Origin of the sequence: Salsuginibacillus kocurii DSM 18087, assembly GCF_000377705.1 — a bacterium.
GTDB classification, from domain to species: Bacteria; Bacillota; Bacilli; order Bacillales; family Marinococcaceae; genus Salsuginibacillus; species Salsuginibacillus kocurii.
Genome location: NZ_KB898631.1, coordinates 53,600 through 71,845 on the forward strand (window position 1 = coordinate 53,600; position 18,246 = coordinate 71,845).

General features: G+C 43.8%; 18 protein-coding genes. 7 read left to right on the forward strand and 11 right to left on the reverse strand.

Features of this window, described 5'->3' with window-relative positions; translation table 11 throughout:
• Positions 1 to 25: 25 nt before the first annotated feature.
• A complete protein-coding gene (locus tag D469_RS0115580; protein WP_018924324.1) occupies positions 26 to 928 on the forward strand; it encodes an extracellular catalytic domain type 1 short-chain-length polyhydroxyalkanoate depolymerase in 903 nt (300 codons plus the stop codon).
• A 140-nt stretch (positions 929 to 1,068) separates the two neighbouring features.
• On the opposite strand, the gene D469_RS0115585 is transcribed toward D469_RS0115580, so the two are convergent.
• The 9 genes from D469_RS0115585 to hpaE form a co-directional block, all read right to left on the reverse strand.
• Positions 1,069 to 2,385, reverse strand: a complete 1,317-nt coding sequence (locus D469_RS0115585) for a TRAP transporter large permease (protein ID WP_018924325.1) — start codon at positions 2,383 to 2,385, stop codon at positions 1,069 to 1,071.
• Positions 2,375 to 2,878 (reverse strand): TRAP transporter small permease, encoded by a 504-nt coding sequence (locus D469_RS0115590; protein WP_018924326.1) that lies wholly within the window; start codon positions 2,876 to 2,878, stop codon positions 2,375 to 2,377. Before D469_RS0115590 ends, D469_RS0115585 begins: the two co-directional genes overlap by 11 nt.
• A gap of 18 nt (positions 2,879 to 2,896) precedes the next feature.
• Positions 2,897 to 3,958 carry a TRAP transporter substrate-binding protein gene (locus tag D469_RS0115595; RefSeq protein WP_018924327.1) on the reverse strand — a complete coding sequence of 354 codons (1,062 nt, stop codon included), beginning with the start codon at positions 3,956 to 3,958 and terminating at the stop codon, positions 2,897 to 2,899.
• Positions 3,959 to 4,133: 175 nt separating this feature from the next.
• On the reverse strand, positions 4,134 to 5,054 hold the full coding sequence (gene hpaI, locus D469_RS0115600) for a 2,4-dihydroxyhept-2-ene-1,7-dioic acid aldolase (protein ID WP_018924328.1): 921 nt from the start codon (positions 5,052 to 5,054) through the stop codon (positions 4,134 to 4,136).
• Between the two features lie 30 nt (positions 5,055 to 5,084).
• Entirely contained in the window at positions 5,085 to 5,945 is an 861-nt protein-coding gene (locus D469_RS20560; protein ID WP_018924329.1) for an FAD synthetase family protein, read from the reverse strand.
• 26 nt (positions 5,946 to 5,971) lie between these two features.
• Positions 5,972 to 6,436: a flavin reductase family protein gene (locus D469_RS0115610; RefSeq protein WP_018924330.1), complete on the reverse strand. Its 465-nt coding sequence runs from the start codon at positions 6,434 to 6,436 to the stop codon at positions 5,972 to 5,974.
• Between the two features lie 77 nt (positions 6,437 to 6,513).
• The gene (gene hpaD / locus D469_RS0115615) at positions 6,514 to 7,494 is read right to left on the reverse strand and encodes a 3,4-dihydroxyphenylacetate 2,3-dioxygenase (RefSeq protein WP_018924331.1); all 981 of its coding nucleotides are present in this window, start codon (positions 7,492 to 7,494) and stop codon (positions 6,514 to 6,516) included.
• Positions 7,495 to 7,513: 19 nt separating this feature from the next.
• Positions 7,514 to 8,986 (reverse strand): 4-hydroxyphenylacetate 3-monooxygenase, oxygenase component, encoded by a 1,473-nt coding sequence (gene hpaB / locus D469_RS0115620; RefSeq protein ID WP_018924332.1) that lies wholly within the window; start codon positions 8,984 to 8,986, stop codon positions 7,514 to 7,516.
• A gap of 21 nt (positions 8,987 to 9,007) precedes the next feature.
• Positions 9,008 to 10,519 carry a 5-carboxymethyl-2-hydroxymuconate semialdehyde dehydrogenase gene (gene hpaE / locus D469_RS0115625; RefSeq protein WP_083910851.1) on the reverse strand — a complete coding sequence of 504 codons (1,512 nt, stop codon included), beginning with the start codon at positions 10,517 to 10,519 and terminating at the stop codon, positions 9,008 to 9,010.
• A gap of 144 nt (positions 10,520 to 10,663) precedes the next feature.
• On the opposite strand from hpaE, the gene D469_RS0115630 reads away from it, so the two are divergent.
• The 6 genes from D469_RS0115630 to D469_RS0115655 all read left to right on the forward strand — a co-directional run bounded on the left by D469_RS0115630 (position 10,664) and on the right by D469_RS0115655 (position 15,340).
• The gene (locus D469_RS0115630; protein WP_018924334.1) at positions 10,664 to 11,572 is read left to right on the forward strand and encodes a LysR family transcriptional regulator; all 909 of its coding nucleotides are present in this window, start codon (positions 10,664 to 10,666) and stop codon (positions 11,570 to 11,572) included.
• Positions 11,573 to 11,664: 92 nt separating this feature from the next.
• The gene (locus tag D469_RS0115635) at positions 11,665 to 12,321 is read left to right on the forward strand and encodes a GntR family transcriptional regulator (protein ID WP_018924335.1); all 657 of its coding nucleotides are present in this window, start codon (positions 11,665 to 11,667) and stop codon (positions 12,319 to 12,321) included.
• Between the two features lie 127 nt (positions 12,322 to 12,448).
• A complete protein-coding gene (locus tag D469_RS20565; protein ID WP_018924336.1) occupies positions 12,449 to 13,192 on the forward strand; it encodes a fumarylacetoacetate hydrolase family protein in 744 nt (247 codons plus the stop codon).
• 18 nt (positions 13,193 to 13,210) lie between these two features.
• Positions 13,211 to 13,975: a fumarylacetoacetate hydrolase family protein gene (locus D469_RS0115645; protein ID WP_026286272.1), complete on the forward strand. Its 765-nt coding sequence runs from the start codon at positions 13,211 to 13,213 to the stop codon at positions 13,973 to 13,975.
• A 12-nt stretch (positions 13,976 to 13,987) separates the two neighbouring features.
• Positions 13,988 to 14,371, forward strand: a complete 384-nt coding sequence (locus D469_RS0115650; RefSeq protein ID WP_018924338.1) for a 5-carboxymethyl-2-hydroxymuconate Delta-isomerase — start codon at positions 13,988 to 13,990, stop codon at positions 14,369 to 14,371.
• A 156-nt stretch (positions 14,372 to 14,527) separates the two neighbouring features.
• Complete coding sequence (locus tag D469_RS0115655) at positions 14,528 to 15,340, forward strand: hypothetical protein (protein WP_018924339.1); 813 nt, start codon at positions 14,528 to 14,530, stop codon at positions 15,338 to 15,340.
• A 304-nt stretch (positions 15,341 to 15,644) separates the two neighbouring features.
• Here D469_RS0115655 and D469_RS0115660 read toward each other — a convergent pair whose 3' ends face one another.
• Together D469_RS0115660 and D469_RS0115665 are read right to left on the reverse strand one after the other, a co-directional pair.
• Complete coding sequence (locus D469_RS0115660) at positions 15,645 to 17,372, reverse strand: Rieske (2Fe-2S) protein (RefSeq protein ID WP_018924340.1); 1,728 nt, start codon at positions 17,370 to 17,372, stop codon at positions 15,645 to 15,647.
• 209 nt (positions 17,373 to 17,581) lie between these two features.
• The gene (locus D469_RS0115665) at positions 17,582 to 17,977 is read right to left on the reverse strand and encodes a DUF2243 domain-containing protein (RefSeq protein WP_026286274.1); all 396 of its coding nucleotides are present in this window, start codon (positions 17,975 to 17,977) and stop codon (positions 17,582 to 17,584) included.
• Between the last annotated feature and the right edge of the window lie 269 nt (positions 17,978 to 18,246).

Genomic DNA, 18,246 nt, shown 5'->3' on the forward strand with positions numbered 1-18,246 from the left:
CTTGCAACCATATAGGAGTGGTCATTTGTTTACGAAAGGAAAACTTTCAGAAGAACTAATTGAAGCAGGCAGTGAGAACAGAAAATATTTGTATTATGTGCCAACTTCCCTGCCAAAAGATAAACCTGTCCCGTTACTTATCAGTTTTCATGGGGCAGGCAGCGACGCTTTTTACCATAGTAGGTTGACCCAGTTTCATAAACTTGCAGAAGAAAAACAATTTATGGTCCTTTATCCAGAAGCAAAGCAAGTTCATTCAACCGACTTGCAGAGTAAGCAATGGAATGATGGACGAAAAAGCAATCCCGCTTACCAGACAGATGTTGAAGATAAGCTGTTTATTGAAAACCTTCTCGATTGGTGGCAAAAAGTACACTTGATAGACGCCTCTCGAATCTATTTAAGCGGCTTTTCTAATGGAGGAGCCTTCAGCTTACGGCTCGCCTCAGAAAAGCCTGGACGTTTTGCCGGCGTAGGTGCCGTTTCAGGAACAATGCCGCCGTCTTTGGAGTTTTCCACGGCTTCTCCGCCCCCTCCCCTTATCTTTATTATGGGAGATGAAGACCCGGTTATTCCTTTTACAGACGCCGAGCTGCGAGGATGCTCGTCTTTTATAATAAAAGACTTGCTAGATGCAAACCAAACCATTGAGAAGTGGCTCTCCCCTTATGGCGAATCGGTGCACCTTCATAAAGAAAGGCTGCCGACACGTTCACTGAAAGATCGCTCCCGTGTAGACAAATTCACTTATTCAAATGCACAGGGCCACGTGATCGCCAGCTTTTATACAATTAAAGGTGGAGGACATACATGGCCGGGCGGCCCCAAACTTCAACTCCCTGAATTCGGCCATGTCAGCCAGCAAATTGATGCCTCTAACGAAATGTGGGAAGCGTTTCGTTCCTTCTCTTCACTGCAAAAGCAATAAAGAAAACTTGGCAAAGACAAGCCTGCGGCGTAGGCTGATCCTTAGTTGCACTTATACCGTTTCCTTCAGATATCTTATACATTCTTATGGTGTAAAAAGACGGTCCCATTCGTTTTGGTAAACGATGGGACCGTCTTTCATCAAGGTTCGCTTTGTCCATTCATCATCTCCGGCAAAAAGGTAATTAAATCAGGGAAGAAAGTAAAAAAGATTACGGAGAAGATCATGGCAGCAAGCATCGGGACAACCCCTTTAAAGATTTTCTCAATACTGATTTCCTTTGTTACTCCGCTGATAATATATACGCTGATGCCTAGAGGTGGTGTGATGAGGCCAATATTCATAACCATCACCATAATCACTCCAAACCAAATGCCGTCAAATCCCAACTGTTCCACAAGTGGATAAACGACAGGCAGCGTAAGAACAAGCACTGCTATCCCTTCCAAAAACAAACCAAGAATGAAATAAACAAGCAAAATCGCCAACATGATCATAAGAGGCGACCAATTCAGGCCTTCTACAAACAGAGTAATCTCCTGCGGCAGACGACTGAGAGAAAGGAACTGGCTGAACAACTCCGCTCCAATCAAAATGAAAAAAATCATTGCTGATAAACGTACGGAGTCGCTTAAAGCGTTCATGCATTCTTTCCAGCCCAACCGCCTTGTAAGGACTGCAAAAAGAAAAGAACCAAAAGCACCGATCGCTCCTGCCTCGGTTGGCGTAAATATTCCTAAATAAATACCACCCACACTTAAAATAAACAACAGCACAAACGGCCAGACATTTTTTAAAGAGCTGATCCGCTCTCCCCAGTGAGATTTTTCTGAAGGCGGCCCATCAGCCGGAAATTTTCTCACCCATAACCAGATGACTACGATAAACAGCACAATTTGTAACAAGCCAGGTACAAGCCCGGCTATTAACAATTCACCAATTGGCTCCATCGTAAGTACACCGTAAAGGATTAATATGACGCTCGGAGGAATTAAAATCCCTAGTGTCCCGCCAGCAGCCACACAAGCAGTTGACAGCATAGGACTGTAATTGTAATGACGCATTTCCGGCAAAGTGATTTTGGCCATCGTTGCTGTGGTGGCGTTCACCGAACCTGAAATAGACGAAAAAATAGCACTCGTTCCGATGGTAGTAATCGCCATTCCTCCACGTATGTGACCAATCCATTTATCAATCGAGCGGAAGAGATCTCTCCCAAACCCGCTGTAAGATAAGAACATCCCCATTAGAATAAAAAGGGGAATTACGCTGAGCGAATACGAGCTAGCTGTACTAAAAGGGATACTCCCTAATTGCACAAAAGCTGTGTCAAATCCCCGGATCGTACCAAATCCTACGGTCCCCACAATAATTAAGGAAATGCTGACTGGAACTTTAAACAAAAATAAAACTAGGAGGGCAATAACTCCTACCACCCCTGTCACTTCAGGACTCATGCACATCCACCTCCTTTTCCCCCATTAGGCGTACAACCATTTGCATAAACGCTGTTAAGGAAAAAACAAAGGAGATGATCGCTACAATAAATATGACAGGATAGACACTCAGTCCCAGGTCACTAGTGGTAACTCCTCGTTCCATAAGGCGCAGGCCGTGTTGAAACAGCTGTATGCTCATAAATAGAACGACGACAGCAACCACAAGATCTACCAAAGCCTCGACAATCTTTCGAGGCAAAGCAGGAAATTTATCAACTATAAAACCGATCGAAATATGTTCACGATAATATTGAGTCATAGCCAGTGCAAAAAACACTATGAGGGCCGACCCTAGTTCCGTAAGTTCAAATGCACCAGCAATCGGCCGGCCCAAAAAGGCCCGGCCGATAACATCGAACGTAGTGACAAGCATGACAAAAAACAACGCGGTATTCGATACTGCCATTAAACCGCGGTTCATTTGAAAGACGAATTGTTCAAAGCGTTTCATTTTATTCACCCTTTACGGTCAGTCCGCTCCTAATTCAACAGCTCGGTCATATACTTCCTGACCAGGCAGGCCGTCCTCTTCCATACGCTCAATCCAATCATCAATGACGGGCTGAAGACCTTCTTCCCAGTCTCCTGCTTCATCATCACTGACTTCATGCACTTCAGCGCCTGCTTCTTCCACTGCTTCCATTGCTTCTTGTTCGCGCTCGTCAATAATTTGGCCGGAGTGTTGGCTCATTTCTGCTCCTGCTAACTCATCAAGAGCTTGTTGAGCTTCTTCATCCAGCATCTCGTAACTACCTTGATTCATCACTGCAAAGAATGTCGTCATGTAGAAATCGCCAACGGTCACATAGTCAATTACTTCCTGCAGGCTGTAATCCAACAAGGTGTGAGGCGGTCCGACAGTTCCATCCACAACTCCCCGCTCCAACGCTTCATACGTTTCATCCATAGACATGGATACAGGCGTTGCTCCCATTTCTTCCAACCAGGCATTCACTTCTGGGGAAGGAGATCGAATTTGTAAGCCTTCAAGGTCCTCGGGACTCTCAACTGGTTGGTCCACCGTGAAAATTTGGCCAGGTTCGGAGGTTGATAACCAAAGAGGGTACGTATCCTCGTATTCCTCTTGAATTTCTGGGAACTCGTCATACAAATCCCATAACGTTTGGGAAGCTTCTTCCCCCGAAGTACCGACAAATGGAAGCTCCATCACTGAGGTAAGTGGAAATTGGCTTGGTGTATAACTGTGCACGCTAAATCCAGCATCAGCTACGTTTGTGGCCGCTGCTTCATATTGCCCATCCGGCTCTGCAAGCTGTCCGCCAGGGTATGATTCAAATTCAACCTGCCCATCTGTTCTGTCTTGCAGTTCCGTAATAAAGTAGTCGACCACATCAGTTTCTTTAATATGGTTTGAAGGAAAAAAATGAGAAAAGGTTAAACTAACTTCTGCCTCTCCCCCGGTTTCTTCACTACTTGTCTCTTCTATCTCATCTGCCTCCCCGCTTGTTTCCTCTCCGCAGGCTGAAAGCAAAAGCACCATCGCAACACTTGGCCAGAAAAGCTTTTTCATTCTGCCGCCTCCTTATGTTAACGGTTTCAAAATTCGCGATTCCCATGAATTCAAAAGATCATCCAACGTCCTCCTGCTAGGCAGAAGCCTCATTAAAGACTCCACTGCCCAGAAGCAGACGTCTACTTCCCTGCATCGACAGCCACACCCTTCATCACCTAAAAGGAGCACAACACTAAGCGTGTTGCGCTATTAAGCCATAATTTTCAAGTGTTTCGCGAATCGTTTCTTGCAAATCTGCATGCGGAAGATCCATCGGCATCCGAAGATCTGGATTAATTTTACCCATCATGCCAAGAGCGGCTTTTACAGGCGCTGGGTTTGTATCCATAAATAAGACATCATTTAATGGCATTAGTTCATAATGAAGCTCCTGCGCTCGCTTAACATCCCCTTCAAACCAGGCATCATGAAGTTCCGCTACTTTCTTTGGCGCCACGTTGGCAGTTGCGCTGATCGACCCGGCTCCACCGATTGCAAGCATTGGGTAACAAAGCAACTCAATGCCAGAGAAAAGCAAGAAGTCACGACCACACTTAAGCATGACTCGATTTACATGCTCGAAGTCTTTGTTAGACTCTTTAGCCCCAATAATGTTCGGGCAGTCCTTTACCAACTCTGCCATCGTATCAACATGAAGGTTCTGGGCAGTGCGGCCTGGAATGTTATAAATAATAATCGGAATATCCACAGAATCTGCTACCGTCTTAAAGTGTTTATACAACGCGCCTTGATTTGGCTTGTTGTAATAAGGGACGATAACCATTGCAGCATCCGCACCCATTTCTTGAGCTCGTTTCGTCAGGTACATTGTTTCATCGTGGTTGGTAGAGCCTGTGCCAGGCGCGAATGGCACACGGCCATTTATCGTTCGTGCGGCATTCTCCATTACTTTTTCACGCTCAGCAGTAGTCATTGAACTCGGTTCCCCGGACGTTCCGGTTACTGAAATCCCGTGACTTCCGCTTTCCAATTGAAATTCAATTAATTCTGACATTTTTTTAAGATCTAATTCATGACCCGTCGTAAATGGAGTAACGACCGGAGCGATCGAACCCCGCAATTTTTGCTTAATCTCTGCGTATTTATCTGCCATTTGCTTTCACTCCTTCAGTTATTGGTCGATCTAGCTTGATAGCTGGACCGCTTTGTGCTGTGCTTCGGCTGATAGATGGCTTTTAGCCGGGCTAGCCCACTTAACAGTAACCCTTAATTGATTCAAATCTTCTGCCTCACCATAAATATGGACTTCTGGATGCTCTGAACCTGAATATTTCACTTCTGCTAAAGCAGGCAAGTCTTCATTTCCATCCCAAAGTAATACCGAATATTTCCCATCAGCCGGCAGCACATATTGATCGTACAACTGGTACTTCCATGATTCTCCTTCGTTTAGCAAGAAACCTTCTGTTCGATACGTTTCTCCTAAAAGTTCAGCCACATGGTCAAGATAGCCTTCAGTTAATAAATTGCGGATTTTGGTTGAACTAACCTTCTCATCATTTAGTTTATATTTAGGCACTACCGTAACAGACAACTTCCCCTTTGCATCTGTTGAGAGCTTTTGAATCGTTCCTTCCCCTTTGAACCCATAAGTGTAGTCAAAACCTGCCACCGTATGGGTGCATTTTAGATTTAACAAGAACTCCTTCACAAAGGTTTGGTGAGGCACCTTAGCCACTTGCATGTCGAATTGGATTAAGTAAAGATAGTCTACACCCATGTCCTCCAACTTTCTTTTTTTATGCTGAAGGGGAGATAGTAAGCGATGGCGCGGTTCCTTGTTTGGAATCACAGTGCTCGGATGCACGTCAAATGTCATGACTGCCAACTGCTCGCCACGTTGAATCGCCATATTTTTTGCTTTTTGAATGAGCACTTGATGCCCTTTATGCAATCCATCAAAAAATCCGAGGGCAAACACGGCGGGCTTGCTTGCGCGTATAACTTCTTCTGGCACCGGATACGTGAGCTTAATCACTTTCATCGCTTCTACCTCCTTTGCAATGGTTTTTAGGCTTCTTGGAACTGTCGGTACTTGCCTTCAAAATAATTGAGGGGCTCCCCGTCTTGAACCTCTAAATTAATCACTTCACCGATAAATAACGTATGGTCGCCTTCAACGTGCGTGTTGTGAACTTGGCATACGATTGAAGCAAGTGAATGATCTAATATAGGCTGGCCTTCAAATCGCTTAAATTCAACATCCCGGCCCTCTTTAACCTGACCTGCAAATACCATCGACAGATCTTTCTGTTCTTGAGATAACAGATTGACCGCAAATGTACCTGCTGTTTCAATCTGCTTTTTCATGCGGGCATGATTTGCGACTGAAATTAAAATAAGTTTTGGGTCCAGAGAGACGGACATAAAGGCATTTGCCGTCATGCCGTGCACTTCGCCTTCAACTTCTGTAGTAACGACTGTTACCCCTGTTGCAAACTTTCCCATTGCTGTCTTAAACAACCGATCATCCATAGAAAACCCTCCTGGCTGTTGTGTTATATTTGCTAACTTGTGAGCTTAGAAAACTCTTAAGCTGTATTTGTTATTTCTTAGATAACAAAAGTTGGCTTGCTCTTTTTAAGCACCGGCTCCTGCTGAGAGACGGCAGCTGTCTGGTCTAAATTTAAAAAGGAAGACGCTTCTTCAAACCAGCTGTCTGGAGCAGCATGGCCCCAAAATGTTTGGCGTTTCGGGTCATTTAAATCCCAGCGAATTGGTTCAAAATCTGGATCACTCGTCAGGTAATCACCGTTGTACAGTTCAATTCGGTGGCCATCTGGATCACGCAAATATAGGAAAAAAGCATTTGATAATCCATGGCGTCCCGGCCCACGTTCAATATTCGGTCCGTATTCCAGTGCTGCCAGTGTGTCGCAAGCATCAATTAAACTCATCGGATCTTTCAGCCAAAATCCAATATGATGTAAGCGCGGTCCTTGACCGTTCATAAAGGCAACATCATGAACACTCGGTTTACGGTGAAGCCAGGAAGCCCAGATACGTTCTTCCTCGTTGGCCGTGTATTCTGAACAAGCAAAGCCAAGCTCTTGAATATAAAACTCATGCGCCTTCTCGACATCTGGCACCATGCAGTTGAAATGATCGATTCGCTGCACTTTTGCTCCTTTATAAAGCTCGTAACGTTGGAGCATGCGCTCAACGACTTCCATCTCAGCGTAAAATTCGACTGTAAGTCCGGATGGATCAGACACTCTGAGCGTTCGCCCCAGCGCATACTCTTCCCCTGCTTCTTTCCACAGAATGTCACAATCTTTTGTTTGAAAGAATTTAGCGAGGTTATCAAGCTGTTCATCTTTTTGAACTTTATAACTGATCACTTCCACTGCAGGATTGTCCTGTTCCCGCAAACAAATGCTATGATGATTGTGTTCTTCTAAACCACGTAAATAGATGTTTCTCTCACTTCTTTCGGTTTCAATAAACCCGAGAGCTTCATAGAATGATAAGGAACGGTCCAAGTCTTTTACGTGAAGCACAACACGTCCTGCGCGAATAATATCGAAATTCATGTATTCCCCCCCTTTATAATTAAACCCCCGCAAAGTTTTTGTTCTTTTTCGTTTCTGCTAAGAAGTCGTCGACGTATTGTTTATATTGATCTTTCTCAAATGAGTCGAAGTAACTCATCCCCATCTTGATTGGGTCGCCAAAGAAGTAATATTCATAATGGGTTTGACGATTGCCGAAGGCGCTCATGGTCATATCCCAGGCCAAGCGGAATAAATGGACACGCTCATAGCCTTCCAAGTTTTTCGCCTGCAGGCCGCGATTTAAGATCGGCCCAATCTCCTCATGGTCAAAATCAGCTTCTGTTGGAATACCCATCAAACCTGACGCACCAAGAATACGAATGATTTCAGTCATGCGTGGATAAATTCGAGGGTACCAGTTCCTCGCAGCATTCAACGCTTCAAAGTCAGGTGTAATGGTCCCCCACTTATCAAGCTTGGCGTTTTGTTCAGCACGGAAAAGATGAGATTTCATCGTTTCTAGGTTGAGCATAATCTCTGTTCCTTTGTCCTGAACGTGCTGGAATTTGTCTATTCCTATGGAATCCATCAATTTAAGGACCGTTCCAAGAATAAACTCAGTCTTAACCACGTTTTTCGCGATCACCTGGTGCGACATATGCTTAACCGCATTTGTCTCTAAAAAGGTGCGGTTACAGATAGAGGAGTTTCCACAAACGAATACTTTCTCCCAAGGGACAAACACGTTGTCAAAATGAACAATCGCGTCGCCTTCTTCAAAACGGCTGCTTAGGGGATGATCCCAGGTCGATTTATTCTGATCGAACGATTCACGGCTGAGGAATTTCAACCCTGGTGTATTATTTGGTACTACAAAAGCTAAGGAATACGGATCATCAGACTCTCCAGCTGGTTTAACTGTCGATGGGAAGACAAGGATTTCATCCGTAATTCCGCCTTGAGTTGCCAGCAGGCGCACACCATCCACGATAATACCGTCTTTCTGCTTTTCTTTTAAGTGCAGCGCTACGTTGGCATCTTTTTGTTCACTTTGAGCTTTCGCCCGGTTCACTTGTGGATGAATGAGCGTATGCGTCAAGCTGATATCATTTTCTCGAGCGTACTCGTAATAATTTCTTGCATTCTCCGCAAACATTGGATCATCTTCTGCAAAAAGATCGTTTGCCACGCCCATGGCCATAACTTCAGCATTCAAATAATCCGGGGAGCGCCCCATCATTCCGCCAGAGATGCGAGCCCATTCCTGAATGGCTTCACGGCGGGCCACAAGATCTTCAAGTGTTTTAGGCTGCTTGAACGTCATTCCCACTTGTTCGTTGGTTGTCGGCGATTGATAAAGCATTTTTGATGGCTTATCAAATTGTCTGTCGTATAACGCAGCCATCGAATCAATGACATTTTTAAACGCAGGGTGTTCAGTTGGGTCATCTACTCGTTCTCCGTGAATATACACATTGTTACCCGCTTCTTTTAGTCGGCGTTTATACTCTGCTCCTGTTTTTGCTGGCATTTGACTTTCTACCTCCTACTTTTATTTTCCAAATTGAGGGATATAATGATCCTCCAACGCGACATGAACCACTTGTGCCTCTGTATAAAATTCAAAGGCATAATGACCACCTTCACGGCCGATACCGCTGTGCTTTGCACCTCCAAATGGAATGCGCAGATCTCGCACATTTTGGGAATTTACCCAGAGCATACCTGAATCGATCTTTTGTGCAACGCGGTGTCCACGCTTGATATTATCCGTCCAAACATATCCTGCCAGGCCGTATCGTACGCCGTTGGCTTTTTGAATCACTTCCTCTTCCTCTTTAAACGTCATCACTGCAAGGACTGGCCCGAATATTTCTTCTTGAACGACACGCATCTCTTGCTCTGCGTTGAGAATCAACGTTGGAGCGACAAAGTTTCCGCTCTCTACATCTGCTGGAATTTGTCCGCTGTACAGCTCTGCCCCTTCATCTTTGGCAAGCTCAAGATAAGAGCGGACATTTTCATAATGGTTTTTATGGATGAGCGGCCCAATTTGTGTCGTTTCATCCATTGGATCGCCAACACGAATATTGGATACCCGCTCTTTTAACCGGTTGATAAATTCTTCTTGAATCGATTCATGCACATACAGGCGTGAATTGGCAGTGCACCTTTCGCCATTGAAAGAGAAAATACCCCAAACACAAGCATCCAGCGCCCGTTCAAAATCGGCATCGTCAAATACGATAATTGGAGACTTCCCACCAAGTTCCATGGAGAACTGCTTTAATGAGTCAGCTCCATTCTTCATGATTTCTACGCCTGTAGTTGTTTCGCCCGTAAAGGAAATGAGCTCTACATCCTCATGGGCGACAAGAGCTGCTCCAGCCTCTTCGCCGTAGCCGTGAACAATGTTGAAGACGCCATCAGGCAGGCCGACTTTGTCAATAATTTCCGCCAGGCGATTTGCAGTTAAAGGAGACCATTCAGCTGGTTTAAGAATAACGGTGTTTCCTGTGGCAAGAGCCGGGGCAATTTTCCATGTCTCTAACATAAACGGTGCATTCCAAGGAGTAATTAAACCTGCAATTCCTACCGGTTTATAAATCGTATAGTTAATGAACTGGTCATCAACCTGGTATGCTTCCCCTACGAGTCGGCTTTTCACCATTTCTGCATAGAAACGGAAGTTCTGGGCCGCTCTTGCTACCATTTTTTTTGTTTGAGCTAAAGGAAGACCGGTGTCGAAAGATTCTAATGGTGCAATTTCGTCTATGTGCTCATCAATAACGTCAGCAATTTTATAAATATATTTCATTCGTTCTTCGATTTTCATTGTGCCCCATTCACCTTTGAAGGCTGAGCGTGCGGCCATTACCGCTTGGTCGATATCTTCTTTTCCGCCTGCAGCTACTTCATTTATCTTTTCATTAGTAAATGGGCTGATGTTGGTAAAAAACTTTCCAGAAGCTGGAACAGTAAATGTGCCATTAATGTATTGCTGAATAGTAGTTACTGATTCTATTGCTTCACGTCCGCTTTTTTCCAATTGATCTAATTTCATACTCACTTTCTCTCCTCCTCACTTTTTATTTAAAATTTTGAAATTATTGAATTGTTAACGCTTTCAATGTACCATTGATTTAAACATATGGAAAATATTAATAAAATTCGTTTAACATATGAAAAAAGTATAGGAGGGTCCTATATGGATTCAAAAAAACTTCGCTACTTTGTTGCCATTGCAGAAGAAGGGCAAATTACAAAAGCGGCCCAGCGGCTTCATATGGCACAACCCCCTTTAAGCCAGCAGTTAAAACTCCTGGAAGAAGAATTGGGCGTAAAGCTAGTCAATCGTTATAGACGGTCACTTGAATTAACAGAGGCCGGCCGTGTCCTTTATAAAAAGAGTAAACGTATGCTTGAAGATTTGGAGGATATTTCAATTGAAATTAAAGAAGTTCACGAAGGAATAAAAGGGGAATTGAAGATCGGTGCCAACAAGTCTTGCTTTGCGTATTTGCCTAAACAAATGAAAAAATTACGCGAACAGCACCCCGGCATTCATTATAAATTACGAGAAGGAGATACCTACGCTCTTAGCAACTTGGTAGAGTCGGGCGAGATTGAACTAGCCATCCTTAGACTCCCGCTTAATAATCATTCTTTTTCGGTACTTTCTTTGCCGACTGAACCTTATGTTGTCGTGACCTCTGATGAATATGACCCTTTTCAAGCGTCAACCCATACGATTTCGATTAAAGCTTTAGAACATCTTCCCCTTCTTTTGCTCCACCGTTTAAGTGGAAAAGGGCAATATGAAGTCATTTTAAATGAATGCCGAAATCATGGCTTTGAAGCCAAGGTAGTGTGTGAATGCCCGGATGCATCCATGTTGCTATCATTGGCTCATACCGGCAGCGGAATAGCAATTGTTCCAGAATCCACGCTGCACGCTTTTCCCTACAACGGACTGAAAATCTATCACATGTCAGATTCTTTTATTTCCGCCCAACCTGCCATTGTCTGGAATAAAGACCGGTATTTATCTCGTACCGCCGAACGTTTCATTGACCTCATGCGTGAAAATTATATGTTAAAGGAAATAACCCCCTAACCATTTACAACATAGTTAAAAATAGCTCCCCGTCTTACTGGCAGATAAGATCTTATATTGAAATCATAAATAAAATCATATATGATTATTCTATGAAAACGGATAATCAAAAAATAAACAAAACTAAACAAGCTTATCATTTAATCAGTCAGCGAATTGTTGAAGGGCGTTACGTGCCAGGACAACGTATTATCCTTGATCAGATTGCCAAAGAAATGGGTTCCAGTCATATTCCCGTAAGAGAAGCCATTCGCCAGCTCGAAGCAGACCAGTGGGTCGAACATATCCCTAATGTTGGAGCCGTGGTACGGACGATTGATGAAACTATTTATCAAGAAACATTGGAAGTCCTGGCCTTGAATGAAGGGTATGCCACTGCATTAGCAGCTTCTTACCTTACCGAAGAGGATCTACTTCTTCTGGAAGAGACGAACAATAACATGAAAAGAGCCTTGGAATCTTACAATCTTCAAGAGCTGGGCCATTTGAACAAATCTTTTCATTACGCCATCTATCAAGCTTGCCCGAATACCTCCCTGCGCAAAAATATTGAATTCGCTTGGGAACGTCTTGATACCGTTCGAGACAGCGGCTTTTCTTTCTTTCCCATGCGTGCTCCACAATCTGTAGCAGAGCATACTACTCTTATTGAGATGCTTCGCTCCAACAGTTCTTTTGAACAAATTGAACGCTTTGCCAGGGAACATAAGTTAGGCACCCTGCGCTCTTACCAACAGCGGGATAACTAACTGACCTTAAACGCTTTCGTAAAATAAGTGCTTACGTCCTGATGCCCAGGGCGAAAGCGTAAAAGGAATTTTTACGCCGGAAATAATATATGATTTTATATATTAAAAATCGTTAAGGAGGACTTTTATGAAAGCGTTAGCCTATTTAAAAGGAAAATCTCTCCCTGAAGAGTTTGACCCTCAGACAGAAAACCCCGGGGCCAGTGCGAATGAGTTTGACATTCTAGTAAGTGGTGATGTATATGGCGTTGCATTAAATGACCGTTTGTTCCTAGACAAAAATGAAAGCACTTTCAATGAAAAACCTTATAATCAACCACCCACGGCACCCGTATTGTATATAAAACCGAAAAATACGTGGGCCCCCCACCAAACGACTGTAGCTCTGCCACCCGATGAAGAGTGTGTTCAAACAGGGGCGACAATCGGAGTGGTCTTTTCCGATACCGTCTCTTCTGCTTCCTACCAGCAAAGTAAATCAGCAATTAAAGGGCTCACGCTCGTCAATGATCTCCAACTTCCACACGAAAGTGTCTATCGCCCAGCTATTAAAGAACGTGCACGAGATCAATTTTGCCCGATGGGTCCTTGGCTTACAATAGATGCTCTGCTTGAGGATAACCTAGCCACTACGACACTTGAAACCTATATAAATGGGGAGCTTGCTCATAGCTTTTCTTTAGAGCGCCTGTACCGGCCGCTCCCTCAACTAATCTCTGAAATCAGCCAGTTTATTACCTTCACGAAAGGCGACATGCTGCTGGTCGGCTCCGCGCATGATGCTCCTTTAGCTAAAGCCGGTGATCATGTGACGATTAAAGCCGATACACTTGGAGAACTGCAAACCACTTTTAGCCAAGCAGAGAATTAAGGGGAAAGGATGAAGGATATGAAAAAAGGACGCGTTGCCGTACACGGAAGCATACATGAAGTAACAGCTCACGAAGATGGATTAATGTTAGAAGACGGGCGAATTGTCGCAGAGTCCGAGGTGAACTGGCTGCCGCCGGTTCAGCCGGAAACAACCTTCGCTCTTGGGCTTAATTACGCCGACCATGCCAGCGAGTTAGCTTTTGAACCGCCTAAAGAGCCTCTTGTCTTTTTAAAAGGGAAAAATACCATTATTGGGCATGAAGGCAGAACAAAACGACCTGTTAATGCTACGCATATGCATTATGAATGCGAACTAGCCGTCGTGATCGGGAAAGCCGGCAAACATATCTCTGAAGAAGAAGCGTATGATTACATTACTGGCTACACAATCGCCAATGACTACGCTATTCGAGACTTTCTGGAAAACTATTACCGTCCCAACATGCGCGTAAAAAACCGGGACACCTGCACGCCCCTTGGTCCTTGGCTCACCCCTAAAAAAGAAATCCCAGATCCAATGAACCTTACACTCACCACAAAAGTAAACGGAAAACTCACCCAGGAAGGTTCTACCCGGGACATGGTGTTTAGTGTACCCTTTCTCGTCTCATATTTAAGTCAGTTCATGACCCTGAGCCCAGGAGACGTTATTCTAACCGGGACACCAAAAGGACTTGCCAAAGTTGAAGCTGGCGATGTAGTAGAAACGGAGATTGAAGGCCTGGGCAGCTTAAAAAATACCATTATCGAATCAAGAGAAGAAATAATAAGCGTTAACTAGAAAGGGGGAAAGATGGTGCCACATTTAATCATCGAATATACTAAAAACCTTGAACAAGATCTAAACATTAATGATTTGCTTAAAGCCATGCATGCTGAACTAGCAAAACGAACAGACATTTTTCCGCTTGGAGGCATTCGGGTGCGCGCTTATCCAGCCGAAAATTATATAATAGCAGACGGCCAAGAAGAGGATGCTTTTATCCACGCCGCCTTGAAAATCGGCGGAGGGCGCAGTGATGCAGAGAAAAATGATGCAGGTAAAGCCCTCTTCGCTGCCATGACAAAGACTTGCCAAGCAATTTATGAACAGCGCTATCTCGGTTTATCATTAGAGATTTCCGAGTTCACTCATGGCACCTACAAGAAAAACAATATTCATGCCAGGTTTTCTTAACTAAAAACCGTACCTTCCCTCGTAACGTGATAATAAAAATGACGAAGGCGCCTGCGCACTTCGTCATTATTTTTGCAATTGTTTTATTAAAATGAAACATTTAAGGTGAGATCTCGTAAATTACATAGAACTCTTCACAAAGAAAGGACCTCACTCATGCTTCAATCTATGTACCAACGACGCCGAAACGTTTCACTTATCCTTACTGGGATTCTTCTACTGATAAGTTTAATTATCTTCAGCTTCACCCCATTTAATAGCGCCGATGATTGGTTTGCTTTTGTTTATATGGGAATAGGGCTACTTTTATGTTTAGGTACTGCTAGTATCAGCAACCACAAGCTTAAACAAGTGCAAGGCCATAACCTGCCAGAAAGTGACGCTTCTTTGTTTGAAGCCAACCATATTGTAATAAAAAAAGATGTCGGCCTCTTTCCTCGCCTCTTGTTATTTCAAAAAAACGGTGCTTATGCAGGCGTTATCAAACCGCTCCATATCCCATGGTATTGTTATCCATTTGGAATCTTATTAAAGGAAAGCGCCATTTATCTTCCGATCACGTACGGTGTGTACAACAGCAAAGATGAGATAGTCATGCACTTACATATTCGCGGCTTTCTTAAAGCGAAATCAAACGTTCAAATCACCAATGCCGCTAAAGAACACATCGGCGACTATACCCAATTCGACTTTCAAAACCTCGTAAATATTCGAGGTGAATTGACAAAGCCCGATGGCGATCTTGTCTTAGCCATTCAAACCAAAGGCTTCATGGGAGACTTTCGCCTAATTGATGACAACGGGGTGACCTGGGCCCATTTTTACAATGGCTACTTTCCACACAATTACACTCATTTGTTTCGCGATATCGACAATTCAATTGTCGATTTAAACCTCCACCTTGCCGAACGCCAGAAAAAACTCCTGCTCGGCTTCATTGCGTTTTCCTTTTTGCAAAGGCAGAGGTAGAACAGCTTCTCCTTAATAACAAAAACGCCCATTCTGCACAGGGATAGAATGGGCGCGGTCTGTGAAGGTTTTCAACTAGTCTTGTCACTTTTCCTCACGAAATAAACCCTACCTCTTTCTTACAAATGTTTTCTAGTTTTATTGTCCTGTAACATTCCCCAATTTTCAATGTTAAAAATATAATAACGAATCGCTTTTCTCCCCTGGATCTTCGCAACCTCCGAAACCTAATAACCCCTGGTCCAGTGGCAGACCAGGAGTTTTTTCGTGATTTTCTATGAAATAGCTTCTTCTCTTGTTCCCCCTACCCTTCAAACAATTTCTCGCCTCTATACAGCCTGTGAGCAATTTTACCGGTATGTGGCATTTTTCGGGCGGTTGGTGCATGAGCAGCAAGGTACCTGGCCAGCGCGATTAAGAGTGTTTCTTTGGCTTTTTTAGCAAAGGGACTGTCTTCATCTGCCCAGCGGTCGTACTCCGTGCTAGCGGCTTCATACATTTGATAGGTGTGAAAATTAGCGTCTTCTCTCAACAAAGCATGCCCCAGTGTGTTGAACAGTTCAGCTTCATCTCCATTTTGCTCGATGTATTGAACGACCCATTTACCTGCTTGATTCACCTGTTGTTGTTTATTTAAGAGTTCTAGCAGCCCCGAGGCTTTCATCGTTTCGCTTGGCGTATCGGTAGGAGACGGCCTCCGCACAGCAGGTACGTTTAAAAAATGATTCAAATAAATACTTACTGCCCCATGATAGAGAGCCCGGTAGACTGCTTTCTCACTAGAATGACGTAACCTTTCATGAACGGCATGCGCATGACTAAAGGTATGAAGTACAGTAATCCAGTCACTGAATTCATTTTGCGAATTGAATCTTACAATACGTTCAGCTCCAGCCAAAGCAAGCACTTGCCCCACTCGAACTGGGTCAGCCCCGCTCATAAGCAGCTGTGTTAAGTGATCAATCATTGTTAACGGCCGCTCACTCAGTAAAATGTCAAGAAATTCTGCTTCATCAAATGGACTTGAGCCCTTTTCTGGCATGACTTTTAATTTTTCAAACGCTTCATGAAGAGGTTTCACGAGATTTATTGGAGCTTGCCAGTGCTGTTGTTCTTCACTTCTTGCAGCAGTGGTAAAGAGTGGAGGTAAAGAAGAGAGAACTTGGATGGTCCCTTCCTCGCCTATATGATCTAAAACTTCAAAGGCTTTATTATGAAAATCAAGTGTATGTCCTTCATCGATATAAAAGTGGTCTGTTGCTGCAGTGATCATCATATCCGAGAGGACATTTCCACGTAGTTCTTTTTCTATAGCTGTCTGAAGGACTCTTTCTGCTCCTTGTCGATCACGAACTTCAATGCATTGGCGGTACCAAGAGCGCAATCGTTCCACCTTTCCTTCAAATCCAGTCAACGGCCCAATCAGGTGCTGAGGCGGTTCTCCTGCACAATCATGTGCTACGTGAGAAAGTCCTTGATACAGAGCTTGAATCTGCCCTTCTTCATCTAGTTTCGGCAAAATGTTTGCCATCGCCGCTAATATTGTCAGGCCCGGCCCCCATCCCCTGCTTCTATGACTGGTTCCAAACATGATGCCAGCCCGGACAATGTCAGCATTCGGCACTTTAGCTTTAATCAAACCGACTACCGCTTTTGCAATTACTAGCTCCAAATTTTGTGCCAGCCCTTTTTGAAGGTCGCTCATGTGTTCCTCTCTCTGATCGGATGGCCTAGAAGCAGGATTGATCCACACCTCTCCTGCTTCGATTTTCACTTCATATGTCCTTACATCATCTGCCCACGGATCAAGTGTCCCTCCACTTGAAACATCAAAACGTGCATGATGCCAGTGACACGTCAAAATTCCTTCACACAGACTACCCATATGGAGTGGAAAACCCATGTGCGGACAGCGGTTATCTACCGCATACACTTGATCCTCCTGACAAAATACTGCGATCCCGCTTTTTATTACCGTTGCCTTCTCTTCTTTTAACTTTTCTACTGAACCTGCATGCAACCAAGCGTTCATCATCTACCTCCTCAACATTCAATTTTTTAATGGAGCCCCTTACGCAACAATCTATATATAGTATGAATGGTGAGAAAAGCACATTAATCAAGCCGCTGTCTGAAATGAAGCTACATAAAAAGTCTTAGAAAAGCTGAGACTTCTCTAAGACGACAAATTAACAAAATGCCAGGCGTCAACGTCCACCCAGGACTTTATTACTTATGTTCTTAAGTTTGTAAGCTAGCAGCTACGTCTTTCTCTCTCCGTTCGTAAAAGACGGAAAACACCATCATAATCAACCCTAAAATCACAAGAAAGACTTCAATATAAATGGCTTCTGGGCCATCGGTAATTCGGTGCAGCTGAAAAATCCAGTGAACAACAACGACATCAAAACTTGCAAAAAAACCGGCTGCAAAAATCGATCCATTAAAAAACGAGCGGGCAAAGAAGCGGTAACAAATATAAAAAAAGACTAACGTAATACCCCCAACAAACGCTAAAGCTCCGAGCCGCTCTCCCATTGTTTCCGCTTCAAAACCAAGCGCCTGAGCTTGATCCGTATGAAACAAGTAATCTACAAATAACACACCAATTAAAAAGCTAGCCACTCTATACAACACGTACTTTGCACCTCACTTATTCTTCCTGTCTGTTTACTAGCAAATTGATGCTTTTCTCGTTGAATCACTGCACTCACTATCTCAGAGCTTTAAACAAAACAACAATGTTTGCGGAAACAACCTTCTTTATCTATGATTTTCTCTTTCTAGTTTTCCTCGTTTGGTACATAAATAACCCCTTCTCCTACAATCCATGAACGATTTATTTCTTACTTATCAGATTAGCCGTCAACAAAACGAGGAAATCCATTATATCTATCACTTAACTT